The following is a 16,931-nucleotide window of genomic DNA, read 5'->3' as shown; positions in this document are numbered from 1 at the left end:
TGGTCAGTAGAATTGACTTGAGAACCAATAAAAAAGAAATTGATAAAGAACTATCGAAGGGTGTTCAAAAATGAACAACTCTACTTTCTAAAATCTTAAAGGACGGTTTTTCCATTAAAAATTTCCCAGTAAACAAGGCCTCAAAGCATTTTTCCATTAAAAACACCTTTGTAGCTCTATTCTGAACAACCCTGAAACCCCTTGTTGCAAGGGGCTTCCCATAAGATGGATCATCATTAGCACGCGCTGGCGTGCTACCCTCTTGCTTCTCATTTTCAATTCGAAGCAACAGCAAAATGCTGAATACATATATTATCCAAAAAATTAAATTCTTCAGAAACGGCATCAATTACGGCTTTGTGTAAGTGCATAGAGCTTATTTTCTATAAATTAGAGAATGTAATACAACTTTTATCAATAGTAATCGAGCAAATCAATCATAGACCGAATTTGGCAAAAGTTCAAAACGAAAATACTTGTTTCAATAATGACAATTTTGGGTATTTCTGCTTTTTTTCATGACTCTGCTGCGTGCCTTTTAATCAACGGAGAAATTATCGCTGCTGCCAAAGAGGAAAGGTTTACACGTAAAAAGCACTTTAATGGGTTTCCCTTAAAATCCGTCACATATTGTTTAACCGAGGGTGAAATCTCGATGGAACAAGTCGATTATATCATTTTTTATGAAAAGCCACTACTAAAGCTTGAGAGACAGTTGAAGACTTTTTATCAAATTGCGCCAAATGGCTTTAAACAATTTGTTAATGCTATACGACCGATACTTTCCAAGCAGATTTTTTTGAGGAAAACCTTATTGAAAGGACTTAATAAAGTCGATAATTTCAATCGCAAATCATATCAACTACTTTTTTCGGAGCATCATCTTTCCCATGCAGCAAGTACTTTTTTCACTTCAAAATACAATGAATCAGTAATATTGACTATTGATGGTGTAGGTGAATGGTGCACCACTGCAATTTTTAAAGGTGAACAAAATAGAATAGAGCTTCTGAAAGAAATACACTTTCCAAATTCTCTTGGATTGTTCTATAGCGCGTTTACATATTTCTTAGGATATGAAATAAATTCAGGTGAGTATAAGCTTATGGGTCTTGCTCCATACGGAAATCCCGAATCACCAAGCTATAAGATATTAAAGGATAAGTTCCTTGACCAAATAATCAAGATTTATGATGATGGTTCAATATGGTTAAACCCATTTTATTTTTCGTTTACGAGAACACTCAAAATGGTTGATTCCAAACGGCTTTCGAAATTAATCGGATTGGCGAAACGAGAGCCAGACACAAGACTTTCTCAAGCTCACTGTGATTTAGCCCACCTAGTTCAGGAATTAACTGAAGAAATTATATTTAAACTCGCCAAGGAAGCAAAAAGGTTATCAAATAGTGAAAACCTTTGTTTGGCAGGAGGAGTTGCCCTCAATTGTGTTGCTGTTGGCAAATTATTGGAAAAGCAATTGTTCAAGGAAATTTATTTGCAACCTGAATCTGGTGATGCCGGAGGAGCCATCGGGTGCGCTTTAGTTGCCCAACATATCTTTCTAGGTCAAGATAGAATTGTCCCAGATAGCTATTACGGCATCAATCTTGCATATCTAGGCCCTTCCTTTACCAATCAAGATATTTCCGAACTGAACGAGAAGAAGTTACTGAAATTTGAACACTTTCAGGAGTATTCAGATTTAGTAAAATTAGTTGCGGAAGAATTATCCTCTGGGAAAATTATTGGTTGGTTTCAGGGAAGAATGGAATTTGGTCCTAGGGCATTGGGGAACAGAAGCATTCTTGCCGATCCGAGATATATGGAAAGCCTGATTAGAATAAACAGTGAAATAAAAAAAAGAGAACTTTTCAGGCCTTTGTCGCCATCAATTTTAGAGGAAAACTTAACTGATTTTTTTGAGACGGACCGCCCGGATTTATATATGTCCTCAATTTCTAGAATCAAAAAAGAAATAAGAAAACCCTTACCGGATAATTATAAATCGTTAAATTTAATTGATAAACTTAAAGTTGAGCGTTCAAATATTCAAGCAGTTACCCATGTTGATTTCACATCGAGAATACAAACAGTTACCAAGGAAACCAATTGGAGATTTTGGAAGCTACTTGTTGAATTCAAGCAACTAACTGGTTTTGGAGTTCTATTGAACACAAGTTTTAACACTAATGGTGAACCCATTGTCTGTACTCCTAAAGATGCCTATGAAACATTTGTAAATTCGAACCTTGACTTACTTGTAATGAATAATTTTCTTTATAGAAAATAGTTAAAAACCAACCGAACCACAATGTCAAAAAAACTTTCCAATATTATTCAAAAAGTATTCATTAGTTCCTTGGGTGGAATAGCAACGGCCCATGGATATGACAATGTGATAGACGAGAGTTCTTATTCGGATGACTTGAAAAACAGGATAAATCATATCCATAACCTTGCTCCTTCAAAAGAGGATAGAAGTAAAAAATTATTGTTGAAACTGAATAAGTTGAATCAATTTGAATTTTTATCCCACAGGAGTCACCGTTCCCATTCGTCCCACCGATCACATTACTCAAGTACAAGTTCAGGTTCAAGAACCAATAGATCATCACCATCCTCACCATCCTCATCCTCATCAGGTTCGGCTTCAAGTCTTAGTTCAGGAACCTTTGTCAAAACACCATCATTAATACCAAACTATAAATTGGGCTCAAGGATTTTAAGGAAAGGCATGAAAGGAACGGATGTTACCGAATTGATAAACATCTTGTTAAAGAAGAAATATGTAGTTTTAAGCGACGGAGGAATGGTGGTTTCAGGAATCTACACGTATGATGAGATTGTCGAAGACGCGGTCAAAAGGTTTCAAATAGAAAACAATATCGATTCTACTGGTATTTGTGATGTCACAACTGTTTATAAACTCAAAAATTAATTTGTGGAGTTCGTTTGTGTCAATCCTTCTCTTTTAAAGATATCCTTGAGCAAGGAAGTTTATACTATAGATGTGGTCTACAAGTGCTTTTATTGGTACTCTGGAAAGTATTCAGTTACTATAAATGAGGGCCTATCAACAATTGAAATTGACCTTGAATTAGGGGAAGGAATACAAAAGGTAGATGGTTTAATAAAAAGATTGAAAATTGATTTAATTGATTTCAAAACTAGGGATATAGTTTCGAAGGAGACCGTTAACATCAGGGAACTTTTAGTGGCTAAAGCTTTTGCACATGGTGACGAGTTTGATGAAAGTCCACCAGGGGAAATTGCTGATACACCTACCAACTGTTGAGGTATTTCTATGGAAAATATTCGGAATAAAAGAAATAGAAAATTTAGGACTCGAGAGTATTATGGTAATTCAGCATCCGATTACCATCTTCTCCCATTTAGATTTATTGAACTATCCGAATCCAAAGAAATTTTGGTAAATGAAGTAGGGGAATCATTGATAGTGCCGAGAGGTACTGCTTTGAAGATTGCTCAAAGATGTATTGCTGAAAATGACCCTATCATTCCTGATTTGATTTCCAGATTCTTCATTTCCCGAAAACCAATTCCAGAATTAATAGATGTTCTTGCAACTAGGTACAGGACAAAAAAAAGCTTTCTGGACAGTTTTACGTCGCTACATATATTTGTTCTAACACTGCGTTGCAACCATTCTTGTCATTATTGTCAAGTCTCTAGGGTTACTGAGAATCGTGAAGACTTCGATATTTCCTATAATGACATCGATCTTGGTATTGACCACATGTTCAAATCTCCATCAAAAAAATTGACCATAGAGTTCCAGGGGGGAGAGCCATTGTTGGCTTTTGATAAATTGGAATATGCAATCGAGAGGATAACTAGATTAAATAAAGACTTCAAGAAAGAATTGTCATTTGTTGTATGTACCAATGCAACTGTATTTAACACCAAAAATCTTCAGTTTCTAAAGGAGCACAATGTTTTGATTTCAACCTCCTTAGATGGTCCTGAATTTCTCCATGATGCCAATCGCCCAAAGACAGGTCGAAATAGCTACCAGCTTGTATTGAATGGTATAAATTATGCTAGAAAAATGGTTGGCCATGACCAGGTTTCTGCATTGATGACCACTACAAGGTTAAGCTTGGACTATCCAATAGAAATTATCGACAATTATTTGGAAAATGGATTCAACAATATTTTTCTGCGACCTATTAGTCCTTACGGATTTGCATTGAAGAACAAGACAAAGAATATATATGATGATAAGAAGTTTTTGGAATTCTATAAAAAGGGTCTAGATCATATAATTAAGATTAATCAAAGAGGGCGTTATTTCGTTGAAGATTATACGGCAATCCTTTTAAAAAAAATATTGACTCCCTTTTGTACGAATTACGTTGATTTGCAGTCCCCGTCAGGTATTATAAATAATGTAGTGGTGTTCAATTATGATGGAAGGGTTTATGCATCTGATGAATCTCGAATGCTTGCAGAAAGGAATGACCTAACATTTTTATTGGGACATGTCAGTGATTCATATGAGTCTATTTTTTATGGTAAAAAATCAAAGGAACTTTCCAAATATTGGAGCAATGAATCTCTTGCGGGTTGTTCTGACTGTGCCTTTCAATCTTATTGCGGGGCTGACCCCGTATATCATTATGCCTCACAAGGGGATTTTGAAGGTTTTAGACCAACTTCTGGTTTCTGCCTTAAAAATATGGGGATAATCAAACATCTTTTTGAATTAATGGATTTTCGAAAGGAAGAGGTGATGCCAATATTTATTTCTTGGATATCTAATTAAGTTCTTTTATGATTGATTTGGTTTGTCTGGGAAAAGCATTTGATCTTCAAAAAGAAATTGTCGCGAAGATTACGGGAATCGAAGATTCAAGGGTAGTAAATTGTAAATCTTTGAACGGAGATTTGGTCTTTTTGCAAAGCGATACTTCAATAAATCCAGATTTAGCAAACCAAAAAGTTGTAGTTGGACAGAAATTCTTAGATCAGTTATACCTTGGTGATGTTCTCTTATTAAAGCCTAACGGATTTGTTCGAATATTATTTAGGGTTAAATCAAACCACAATTCCTTGTTCGTAACTGAAATGTGCAATAGTAATTGTTTGATGTGTTCTCAACCTCCCAAAAATGCAGATGACATAGATTATCATTACACTATAAATGAACAGTTGATTAATTTAATTCCAAAAAGTACCAAGTTCTTGGGAATAACAGGAGGCGAACCATTATTACTTGAATCAAAATTTGTTAAGTTGCTAGATGATTGCCAAAACTTGCTTCCAGAAACCCATATCCATGTTTTGACCAATGGACGTTACTTTGCATGGCCAAAGTTTGTGGAATTGTTCAATGGAATTGATAAAGAAAGAATAGTGTTTGGAATTCCTCTTTATTCCGACTTCGATGAAAATCACGATTTTATTGTTCAGGCTAAAAATGCATTCAATCAGACAATCCTAGGATTACATAATTTGGGAAGAAATGAATTCAGAATAGAAATCAGGTGCGTACTGCATAAGCTCACGTTTGAACGTTTGCCTCGTTTGGCCGAATATATATACTCTAATCTTCCATTTGTAGAGCACATAGCATTTATGGGACTTGAATATACGGGATATACACCTTATAATAGTAAACTATTATGGATAGAACCTCATGCATACTCAACAGAATTAGAACAATCGGTCTTGTTCTTAAATAGTGTTGGAATAAATGTCTCCATTTACAATATTCCTCTTTGCTTGTTGACTCCAAGCACCAGAAAGTTTGCCCGAAATTCTATAAGTGATTGGAAAAAAGAATATCTGGAGGAGTGTATAGGATGTTCTCATTTAAATGATTGTGGTGGAGTATTTGGAACATCCAAAATACAATCCGCATATATTAAGGCAATAATCGACTAACCAAGTTTACCATAAATGGTCCCAAACAATTCAGTAAATTATAGAACGTTAGCTATCATTTTGTTTGGGTTGGTTATTATTAATCCAGCAGTCCTCTTTCTTCTGTTCCAAAATATTTTAATTAGTATTTGCATTCCTGTTTTTTTATAATCTTTTTGGTTCAAATGCTTTCGAAAGAGAGGTTGAGGCAAATCTCAATAATCTTTATCAATCTATTAATTGTCGCGTCATTCTTTCTACATGCAGAAGTTATTTTCAATCATGTTTTTGAAAAATACATAATTGAAAATCTATATGATATCCATACCAATTATTATTTCAACAAGGCAAATTTAAAGGAAGAGTTTACTTCAAAAGAGTTCAAGGTTAACTATATAACTAACAATCAAGGTTATAGAATAGGTTCCGAGGATAATCCTGAAACTACCGTAAAAGAAGTGGATTGGTTATTCTTGGGAGATTCTTATACCCAAGGAGCACAAGTGGAGCATGAGGATTTATTCAGTTCTAAACTGTATTCTTTGCATCCTGATAAAATAATATTAAATGCAGGTATCAGTGGTTTTGGTGTTCCCCAAGAATTGGCACTTTTTAATGAATTGAAAGATGTAAAGCCAGAAATTGTATTTCTGCAAATTTGTAACTTCAACGACTTCATGAACGTAAAGAACACTTCTTCGGGAGTTTCAGATTACCTTATGTCCTATTCCAATTTCCTTCGGTTTATTCTGTATGATTTTAAATATTCAAATCCTGCTGAACTTCCCCTTGGAAGGTGGACAGAGCCTTTCTATCCAGATAATGAATCCAATTTGGATTTCAATATATTCTACAAGGATATAAGCGAGCAAAAGCTCAACGATATTAAACGACTTAAAGAATATCTTAAGGAATTCAGCCAAGCCGTAAGATCAATTGGTGCTGAATTGATAATTGTTCAAATCCCAACAAAAGAGCAAATTAGCTATAAATACTTTGATGAAGTAATATCCAGTTTTCATATTGATGTGGACAAGTTGGACATGACCTATCCAAATAAACTCATTAATGAAATATGCGTAGAAAATGACATAAAACACATTGACCTTTTAGACGCATTTTCAAGTATTGGATATGATCCATTCTTTGAGTTTGATGAACATCTGAATAGAAATGGCCACCTTTTGGTTGCCAATGAAATCGATAGGTTTCTCAAGAATAGAAATGTGCCCCCCAATAATATTAAAAAAATAAGTCCTTTTAATGTTGGTGACAGATACCCTGTCCCTACAGGATCTAATAAGGGCATACTTTATCAATCCTTTCGGGATGGTAATATGGAAATTTTCATTTCGGATAGTTTAATGCATTCATCACAAAGATTGACATGGAACAATATAGATGAAATACATCCCACTACTTCACCTCTAAATTCATTAATCGCATTCACTGAGGGAAATCAAGAGCTGAGCACAACTAAAGTCGGAATAATGAAAGCTGATGGTAGCGAAAGAAGATATATTACCCAGGGAGAGAATATATTTGGTGCCATTCCCAATTTTAGTAGCGACGGTACTAAAATTGCATACGCAGAATGGTCGTACAATCCAACAAACAGAGTTTTCTCAAAACCTTCCATTATTGTTTATGATTTGATCGAGAATCTTAGGACTGTTATAACCAATGACAGATATGAAAGTTGGAGACCTATCTTTACGCCTGACAACAAAAGCTTGATTTACATCTCTGATGAATTCGATGGTCAATTTGATGTTTTTAAAACCGATTTGGTTGGTAAATCAAAAGTGAACCTTACCAATACCATGTATGATGAGTGGGATCCAGCCATTTCCTTTGATGGAGAAACATTAATTTATGCAGCAAAGAAATTTAAGAATTGGGACCTTTTTACCTATAATTTTAAAACGCTACAAACAGAACAATTGACCTCAAGTAAAGGTGATGAATGGGACCCTATATTTTTAGAGCAAAGTAACAGTAAGGTTTATTATGCTGCGGAATATGGATTGAATAATGGTATTTATAGCCTTGAAATAAAATAGAATATGCCTTTTAATTCATTGGAATTCGTTTTGTTTCTCACCTGTTTCACACTGCTGTTTTATTTGAAGGGTAGCGTGCGTTATAAAAATGCAATTATAATGACTGGGGGAATATTTTTTTTCGGAATGGCTGGTATTAGCAATTTGGTCTTTCTATTATGTGCGATAACGATAACTTTCATCTCAGTTATGCTTCACTCAAGATTTGAGAAGAAATTCATTTTGGGAACAGGAATAATTTCAATATTCACATTACTTATTCTAGTCAAATACTTATCCATGCCGATTAAGATATCTCATGTGCAATCGGAAAGTACATTCCTAATGGGAGCAATTCCATTGGGAATTTCATTTTATTCGTTGCAGGCCATTAGTTTATTGGCCGACAAAGCTAAGAATACAATGAAGGAAAAGATTGCGTTGACTGACATATGTCTTTTCCTTGGGTTTTTCCCTCAATCTGTTGCTGGCCCACTTCATAGAATGAACGACCTTCTCCCACAGTTTCACAACCCTGCTAAATTCCATTTGACTAATTTAATCATTGGGTTCAAAATCTGTCTTTTTGGATATTTTTTGAAACTGATCGTAGCGGATAAAATCCATTTGATAACCTCTCCAATATTTAGTGATCATCAGAGTTTCAACTCCCTTACCTTAGTATTTTCGTCCATTCTTTTCACATTTGAACTATATTTTGATTTTTGGGGTTATTCGCTCATCGCCATTGGAGTAGGTAGGATTCTTGGCTTTGCTATAAATGCCAATTTCAATAATCCCTATGCTGTAGCTTCATTCCGTGAATTCTGGCATCGTTGGCACATCACATTATCCAAATGGCTTAAAGACTATATTTATATCCCTCTTGGCGGACGAAATCAGAATAACTATTTATTGTTTGCCGGAACAATCATCACAACATTTTTAACAAGTGGTTTTTGGCATGGATTTTCAATTAACTTCTTGATATGGAGCACTATACATGCCTTTTTATATTTAGGTGAAGATTTATGGCATCGATTAAGGAAGAATAGAAAAGGAAAGGTAATCCATAGGTCTTCTAAATTGATCAGATTAACGAAATGGATACTTTTCATTATTATTTTGTCATTGACTTGGATTGTCTTTAGAATTGAAGATACAGATATTTTGATTTCCTATTTTAACAGCATTTTCACGCTAAGTAACTGGTCATTATCAATATTCTGGCATGAACTTTCCTCAAAAGTCAACCTATTTTATTTAGCAATATTGATAACAACACTTTTAGTTTGCCATAGAAAATTTTTGCTTAAATTAATCTATGAAATACCTACCAAGGACAACGAAATAATAGGCACAAGTATTTATTATTTTAGCATGATTATAATGATATTGATTTTTGGGGATATAGGAGGACAAGAATTCATATATTTCAATTATTAAGCTTAAGCGAAATGAAGGATTTAGAAGCGTTGTTTTATTTTATTCTAAGAAGAAAACAATATTGGTTGGCGCCAACAATTTTTTTCATGCTTCTTCTCAGTGCAATAATTTTAGCCTTGGGGTCGAGTTACATATCCCCATTTATTTATTCATTGTTTTAGATGAAATTTCCCAGTTTTCTTTCATTTAACATTCCCGCTATTCTCCTTTTTGCCATATTCGAACAGATTTGGATTCTTTTATTGGTATTGATTTTTGATATATTCCTCTTATTATTCCCCCTTTTCGGTAAAAATGTTTCAAATTTAATTGATTCATGGAACAAATTAGTTATCAATTCAATACTTGGATTGGTATTGGCTATTTTCTATTTTTTGATTCTCACTCCCGTTGCTGTATTTGCAAGATTGTACTATTGGATAAAACAAAAACCCACAAATCCGAACAGTACTTTTGAAGTGTGTAATCATCAATTCACGAAAAATGATTTTTTAAATCCTTGGTAAGATTGAATGATAATCAATTAGTCCCTTTGCAAGGATAATTCAACAATTAGGGGATATAATATTAGGTTCAATGTAGGAGAAGTTGGTTGGCAAACCGTTTTCGCTTGTAATATGAATTTAATCCCTAGAAGAAAGGACGACATTATATCTAGCAAAGGAGAAAATAATTACTTAAACTAATGTGTCTTTTTGATAATAAGGATAATTATCAGGAATCATTCTTAAATCGAGTTAAACATAAAATGGGTGTTCAATTCCATCTTCTGTTCATGTTACATGAACAACTCAAACAATTTATGGTTTCTACTGTTATGAGCAAGATTAAAATAAATTTTTAGATTCAAGATTAAGGGAATATCGCGTGCTTTTAAGTTCTCCGGTTTTGAGCAGAACCGATTTGTCAACCAGATCCTTTAAATCCCTTGTGGCAGTCGATGCGGATGTTTGGGCAACTCGTATATAATTTTCCGCACTAAGTCCTCCTTTAAATCCTTTATACCCCGCTTTGAACATACGTTGGACTACTTTTAGCTGGCGTTCGTTCATCAAACGGGAGTATTGATCAAAGAACCTTGCTTTTTGAATCAAAAAGTCAATGGTTTTGATGGTGTGTTTCTGTGCCGAAAGGATTGTTTTCCCAAAGTATAGCAGAAATTCTGTAATATCCAATTTGAAATTGTGTTCTTCTATGGAAGAATAATAATCTTTTTTGTTTGACTCTATAGTCTGTGAAAGGGATATGAGTGCTGGTCTTCCCAAATCCATAGAAATCGATTTTTCAGAAAGTCCTCGCGCAATACGTCCATTACCGTCTTCAAAAGGGTGGATGGCCAAAAAGTAATAATGTGCCAATCCTGACTTGGCCAATGGAAGCATTTTGGTTCTGTTTGTCGTATGTGTTTCATTGAACCAACTTATATAAGCTTCCATTTCATTTGGCATTTGTGACGAGGGAGGGGCTTCATAATGAACTGTTGGTTTATCGAGGCGTCCTGAAACAACCTGCATAGGATCTTCATGGGTACGATATCTTCCAATATCCACTAAATCCCTTCTGCCATGGGTGAGCATCTGATGCCACTTAAAAAGTTGTTCATGGTTCAATGGTACTGCGTATGTTCGATATAGATTGACCATCATTTCAGATATTCCATATTCAGCTTGGGGGAGTTTCTTTCTTTCCGTTTCAAGACCCAGGTTTTTTTTGATCGATTCCTGAATACTCCCACGGTCAAGATATTCTCCTTCAATGGCTGAAGTAGTTAGGGCCTCATCCGACAGAACTTCAATTAAAAGCTCATTTTTGTCTTCCTCATCAATATGTTTAATGGAACCTAGCGCTACTCCACTAGTTTGGACAAACTGAAATTCCAGTTCCTCCAAAGCTGCCTCATCATAGATGAAATTGGGCCAGTCTTTTTGTTGCCAGTTCCATTTAAAGGCTGTCATGAGCTATATAATTCAGTTTTATAGCCCAAAAATAATGAAAAAATGAGCTATAAATTAAACTTTTATAGCCCAAATAATGCTGTAATCATATACTCGAAGTCTCTATATCGAGAGGCTATAATGTAATAATGCATGTTGTTGGATAACCTGAAGAGAGTTCCGAAAAACCCAAATCAAGTCAAAATAGATGAATTCGACTTGTCTACAAATTGGGACAAGTCCTGTACTCATACTGTACTAAATTTGGGACAAGCAGTGAACAAGCATTGGTATCTTATTTAAAACATATACAAACTATATAAAACAATTAATAAACGGGAAATTTCAAAATTTCATTTTTTTGGAATTCGCAATTTGAATTAATTAAAATGAAGTGTCCCAAATTAGGACAAGTGGTATGATGGCGAATAAAAAGTCAAATGGACTTTGCGAACTCTAATAGTGCAGGGTCATTTTTCAATTTTTCCATATCGTGCGAAATTTTACTGTCCAACACCTTGGCATAGATCTGTGTTGTCTTCAAGGAGGTATGACCCAACATTTTGCTAACCGACTCAATCGGCACCCCATTGGAAAGTGTAACTGTAGTTGCAAATGTATGTCTAGCCAAATGGGTTGTCAATGTCTTTTGAATCTTGCATATCGTAGCGATTTCCTTCAAGTAGGAATTAAATCGTTGATTGGTATATACTGGAAGTAATGTCTTTTTTTGAATCACTCTAGGATGCTCTTTATACTTTTCAATGATAGCTTCTGGAATGCTCAGCAATGGGATGCTACTCAAAACCTTGGTTTTTTTCCTTTTGGTCTTGATCCATTTATTTCCACTGATGTCCTTCACCAAATCATCCTTTGTCAACTTTTCTATATCGGCAAATGCCAGTCCAGTATAGCAACAAAATAAAAACATGTCCCGCACTGTGCCCAATCTTTCGAAATCAAATTCCTGCTTAAGCATCGATTCCAGCTCCTCATGGGTCAGAAACTCACGTTCTTTTTGTTTCCAACTCGCTGACCAGTGGAAGAAAGGGTCTCGGTCAATCCATTGATTGGCATAGGCGATGCGAACAATTTTCTTGAAATTGACAATATATTTGGTCGCTGTATTGTGTGAAAGTAATTTTTTGCTCTTCAAATAATAATCAAAGCCCGTTATAAACTCATAATCGAGCTTTTTAAGCGGAAAATCTTTTTTTTGGTACTTTTGTTCGATGTAATCTGAGATGTGCGATTTGGCGGCTTTATATCGTTGAAGTGTTCCGGATGAATATTCCCGGCCCACTAAACTTTCCATTTCGTCATTGTGATTTTGGAATATTTCCAAAATCATATACTGTTTTTGGCCCTTGCCCAAAAAGATGTTTTTCACGGTATCGGCATCCACATCTTCGCCACTGCGGACCAGCTCATCATAGATAGAGATACATTTTGCCTTTAGAGTATCGAAAAATCGGTTAAGCACTAGTATTTCAAAGCCTTTCCCGCGAACCCTACAGTTGTCCGCATCCCATCTGGAAAGCTCAATTTGCTTACCTGTACTGAACTCCGCACGTTTACCATGAAGGGTAATTCGGGCATATATAATTGATTTTTTTGGCTCCTTGACTACCTTTCTCTTTGGATAAAAGATGACATTGATTGTTGAAAACATAAGAACAGCATTGAATTGACACTCTGAAGGTACAAAAAGAGCTCTTAAATAAATGTTAACAAATCTTTGCAATAAATTGCAATTCAGACAATTATAGAGATGGAGGTGCCTCTGAAAAAAGACTCTTGAGAGGCACCGAATTAGGCACCTTTTTTATGGTGTTTTTTGATGTTTTTTGGTATCAGTGGAAATGAAAAAAGCCTGTAAACATTTCATTTACAGGCTTTTGTGTTAATTTGGAAATATTCCAAGCGGTCTGGACGGGACTCGAACCCGCGACCCCCTGCGTGACAGGCAGGTATTCTAACCAACTGAACTACCAGACCAATGATTTTACCCTTATTGAATTAGGACTTTCGCAACAGCGAAATTCAAACCTTGTTACTACTTCAGTAAAGCGAGTGCAAATATACACCCCTTTCTTAATTGTACAAACTATTTAATTAAAAAAATCTCCTTTCTACAAAAAATTTCTTCGCTCTACCAAATATGTATTTAAGACCCTTGAGAAATCGGCTTTAATATCAACTTCAACATACTTGATCCGGTATTGCGCACACTTCAATTTAAGTGCTTCAAAATAAGCTTTTAAACGTTTCTCATAATCCGCTTTAACTCCTTCGCTATACAAATCTATATGTTCCCCCGTCTCCACATCCACGAATCGTTTTGGTACATTGTCAAAATTAAAATTGAGTTCCGTGGCCTTGTCCATAAGATGAAATAACACCACTTCATGCTTGTTATACTTTAAATGTCTCAAAGCTTCAAATAGTTTTTCGTCATCCGTTTCGGTTTGAAACATATCCGTAAATAAAAAGATAAGGCTTCGCCTTTTAATTTTTTCGGCAATTAGATGTAAAAAAGTATAGGTTCTGGTATTCTTAGCTGGATTTGTTTCTCCACTAACCTCCCCTAGTTTTGACAACAACATTTGATGGTGCCTCTCACTCCCTTTTTCCGGAGCGTAATAATCATATTGGTCTGAAAATATACTAAGTCCTACGGCGTCTCTCTGTCTTTTTAGAACATTCATTAAGGCGGCTATGGCCAAAGTTCCAAAACCTATTTTATTTAAGTTGGAAATGGATAGATTTCCCGTGTGAGGATAGTGCATGGAGGCAGAGTTATCTAAAATCATATGACACCGTAAATTGGTCTCCTCTTCATATTTTTTGGTATACAACTTATCCGTTTTAGCATATAACTTCCAGTCTATATGCTTGGTACTTTCCCCGGCGTTGTAAATTTTATGCTCTGCAAATTCCGCAGAAAACCCATGAAAGGGACTCTTGTGCATACCACTGATAAAACCTTCCACTACTTGTTGGGCCAAAAGTTCTAAATTTTGGAACAAAGAAGCATCATGAAGCTCATTCTGTAAATTCATATGACTAAGATACAGATTGTGAACTTTAAAATATTAAGTAAAAGGGAAAGGGTCTCCTTAAGATTTCAATTCCTCCATAAGGTCTTCATACGTATAGGTGTCCTTATTTGCTTTATCGGCAGTTTTATAAAGAATATCCGCCCTAATTGCTTTTAATCCAGACACGCCTTGCAATCCTTCAAGTTCAACGATTTCAACCTTACCGCTAAAATAACCTTTGGATTTCAGAAACTTGACGTAGCGTAAGTACTCCAATTCATCCTTCTTTTGGGAATATACTATAACCATCTTTCCAGGCTGGGTAAGACGCTCATTGGTCCCTTTAATATATGACTTGTCTATACGCTTTTTGATTACTTCATACCTGGCGTTATAGGTTCCGTCCACATCAAACCTCTTTTCATCCATTCTAAACCTAATGGACAAAGAGGTGTTATATACCAAAACCAAAGAAGCCACATCTAAAGGAACGGGTAGTTCAGGTTTTAATTTGTAATGTGCGTTTTCCATTTCGCACATAACCTGTAACTGCCACAATCTTAAATTATTTAGATAAATGGGGTTATACGGCAAATCACCTGAAATAGAATCGCCTATATAAATATTATGCTCTACACCATCTGTTTTGTACCGCTCAAAATAATGAGGGAACATGGCTTGAGCATTTTGTTGCTTCTTATCGATCAGTGCCGCTAATTTCTTATTGATCAGCATTACGCTTTCATCGTAGTTCCTCCTATGGTCGTAATAGGAATCCGTTCCCATATCTATGGAAGATTCATACGAAGAAATTAAATTGGCTATTTCCGAATCCGATTTTTTTAGGTGCGAAAATACCGGATGAATCTCATCGGCCACAAAATTAAAGATAGCCTGCTCACTATTGGTGTTCAAACTTTCCTTAATACTGTCCATGTGATCATTTACTCGAAACATCAACTCCTCGTAAATAGGTAATTTATTCTTTACCCAGGCAGCCTCCAGCACTTTGTTTACTGTGGAAAGTTGAATCATTAAATCTCTTTGAATAGCAACATTTCTTGCATCCGAAGAGTTTTTTATATCTATCTGTCCATAGAGTGGATGTACATCTTTGAAAACAATTTCCCTGAAAGTGGGTTGGGCACCTTCCAAATCTTCCTTAATAAATCTCTTTGCCTCCTCTTGAAAGCGCCAATACACGGCTTCATGGACCGAAGTACATTCATGTTGAATTACCGCATCTATCAAGTTCTCTTCCTCTGCCTTGGATCTAAGAACTGCCGATACTATAAAAGGCATTACATCTTGAAGCTTGTTGGCGTTTACACTGTTAAGCGCATTCTTTTCCGTAGACACCAATTCCAATACCCCTAGTAGATTATCCTTATCCGCTATTGGTGCAAAAACGGCACTCTTAATACCTTGTTGCTGTAGATTTTTATAAAGTGGGGCTTCAGATTGCTCTGCATACCTATCTACATCGGAAATAGCAAAATAGGTATTGTCCCGCAAAAGTTTTTTGTAAGAATCAGGACAAAGAATCTCATTACAGTTCTTCACATCCATATTTCCAAGAACAAAACTATCCATTCCCGCACCATAAACAGGCTCAAAACTATCTGTCTTCGCGTTAAAGGTCATAAACCCGGCGCGAATACTGGCCTTATTAAAGAACGACTGAAAAGTTGCCTGCAAATTATCTACAAACCCCTCACTATCGCGCTTATCACTAGCTATTAAACTGGATTTTAATTCTGAAATGGAATGTTCAACGGTAACATCGAACATATTGGAAATAACAAACCCTTTGGATACAAAACTGTTTGGCGGAATTTTTTCCTTCCACAAATCTATATTATCAAAATTGTCCAGTAATTCCTCAACATCTGTTTGAGACAGCTTCTTTGCTTTTTCAGTAGGCAAAAGCTCAATAAAATCGGCATTGTAAAGAATGCGATAGTGTCTCATAACCCCATTAGCATCCGGAATATCATAAAAGAAAGGACGTTTAAAATCCAACGGAAGTCCGTAATAAAAAGTCAGAATAACGGTACATGCCATCACGTACATTTGGTCATCTGGCATGTTCCGCATTTCAGGGACAAAGTCGCTACCCTGTCCTGCTTCCTCTATTATTTTTTGAAACCTTTTTGAGGAGTTGAATATAGTATTATCGTATGGCAGGGAAGCCGTTTTTATTTCATTCTCCGCTAGCACCTCAGAAAAAAGGTCTTGTAAAAGAAAATGAATCAAATCCTTATTCTTCTCCAGCAATTTCACATCTGTAAAACCTTCCCTTAATTCCGGATAAGGTTCTTGTGCCTCTAGGATACGTCTTGCCTTTTTGGCCAAGTATTCATTGTCACTTTGGGCCATGACCTCATACCGTTGCAACAGTTTGTTGAAACTTATAAGCTGCTTTAGCGGTAACTCTTTATAATTAAGATTTGCCATACCCATATTCAGTCGTAAAACTTATTGCAAAATTACAAAATTATTAGGTAGGTATTACCCCTATTACAAACCTCACAACCTAAATTATAAGCTTTTAAACTAATAACACCTCGAGTAAATTC

At 35.5% G+C, this 16,931-nt stretch carries 12 protein-coding genes and 1 tRNA gene; 8 read left to right on the top strand and 5 right to left on the bottom strand.

Features of this window, described 5'->3' with window-relative positions; translation table 11 throughout:
* Positions 1 to 487 precede the first annotated feature (487 nt).
* The 8 genes from BIZ36_RS19085 to BIZ36_RS21355 all read left to right on the top strand — a co-directional run bounded on the left by BIZ36_RS19085 (position 488) and on the right by BIZ36_RS21355 (position 9,538).
* Entirely contained in the window at positions 488 to 2,293 is a 1,806-nt protein-coding gene (locus tag BIZ36_RS19085) for a carbamoyltransferase family protein (protein WP_187459469.1), read from the top strand.
* 21 nt (positions 2,294 to 2,314) lie between these two features.
* Complete coding sequence (locus BIZ36_RS19080) at positions 2,315 to 2,941, top strand: peptidoglycan-binding domain-containing protein (RefSeq protein WP_187459468.1); 627 nt, start codon at positions 2,315 to 2,317, stop codon at positions 2,939 to 2,941.
* A 45-nt stretch (positions 2,942 to 2,986) separates the two neighbouring features.
* Positions 2,987 to 3,298 (top strand): His-Xaa-Ser system protein HxsD, encoded by a 312-nt coding sequence (gene hxsD, locus BIZ36_RS19075; RefSeq protein WP_187459467.1) that lies wholly within the window; start codon positions 2,987 to 2,989, stop codon positions 3,296 to 3,298.
* Positions 3,299 to 3,307: 9 nt separating this feature from the next.
* Complete coding sequence (gene hxsB / locus BIZ36_RS19070; protein WP_187459466.1) at positions 3,308 to 4,789, top strand: His-Xaa-Ser system radical SAM maturase HxsB; 1,482 nt, start codon at positions 3,308 to 3,310, stop codon at positions 4,787 to 4,789.
* Between the two features lie 8 nt (positions 4,790 to 4,797).
* A complete protein-coding gene (hxsC, locus tag BIZ36_RS19065) occupies positions 4,798 to 5,910 on the top strand; it encodes a His-Xaa-Ser system radical SAM maturase HxsC (protein ID WP_187459465.1) in 1,113 nt (370 codons plus the stop codon).
* A gap of 164 nt (positions 5,911 to 6,074) precedes the next feature.
* Positions 6,075 to 7,952, top strand: coding sequence for a PD40 domain-containing protein (locus tag BIZ36_RS19060; protein WP_187459464.1), 1,878 nt, complete (start codon positions 6,075 to 6,077; stop codon positions 7,950 to 7,952).
* A 99-nt stretch (positions 7,953 to 8,051) separates the two neighbouring features.
* Positions 8,052 to 9,377 carry an MBOAT family O-acyltransferase gene (locus BIZ36_RS19055; RefSeq protein WP_187459463.1) on the top strand — a complete coding sequence of 442 codons (1,326 nt, stop codon included), beginning with the start codon at positions 8,052 to 8,054 and terminating at the stop codon, positions 9,375 to 9,377.
* Between the two features lie 11 nt (positions 9,378 to 9,388).
* Complete coding sequence (locus tag BIZ36_RS21355; protein ID WP_222937471.1) at positions 9,389 to 9,538, top strand: DUF5989 family protein; 150 nt, start codon at positions 9,389 to 9,391, stop codon at positions 9,536 to 9,538.
* A 666-nt stretch (positions 9,539 to 10,204) separates the two neighbouring features.
* Here BIZ36_RS21355 and BIZ36_RS19050 read toward each other — a convergent pair.
* From BIZ36_RS19050 to BIZ36_RS19030, 5 genes are all read right to left on the bottom strand, one after another.
* Complete coding sequence (locus BIZ36_RS19050) at positions 10,205 to 11,332, bottom strand: Fic family protein (protein WP_187459462.1); 1,128 nt, start codon at positions 11,330 to 11,332, stop codon at positions 10,205 to 10,207.
* 415 nt (positions 11,333 to 11,747) lie between these two features.
* Complete coding sequence (locus tag BIZ36_RS19045; protein WP_187459461.1) at positions 11,748 to 12,983, bottom strand: site-specific integrase; 1,236 nt, start codon at positions 12,981 to 12,983, stop codon at positions 11,748 to 11,750.
* A gap of 252 nt (positions 12,984 to 13,235) precedes the next feature.
* A tRNA-Asp gene (locus tag BIZ36_RS19040) sits at positions 13,236 to 13,309 on the bottom strand.
* Between the two features lie 134 nt (positions 13,310 to 13,443).
* A complete protein-coding gene (locus tag BIZ36_RS19035; protein ID WP_187459460.1) occupies positions 13,444 to 14,373 on the bottom strand; it encodes a DUF58 domain-containing protein in 930 nt (309 codons plus the stop codon).
* Between the two features lie 57 nt (positions 14,374 to 14,430).
* Positions 14,431 to 16,809, bottom strand: a complete 2,379-nt coding sequence (locus BIZ36_RS19030; RefSeq protein WP_187459459.1) for a GAF domain-containing protein — start codon at positions 16,807 to 16,809, stop codon at positions 14,431 to 14,433.
* Positions 16,810 to 16,931 lie beyond the last annotated feature (122 nt).

Source organism: Cytophaga sp. FL35, from assembly GCF_014349235.1.
Taxonomy (GTDB): domain Bacteria; phylum Bacteroidota; class Bacteroidia; order Flavobacteriales; family Flavobacteriaceae; genus Euzebyella.
This window is presented reverse-complemented; position numbering and strand designations above follow the sequence as displayed.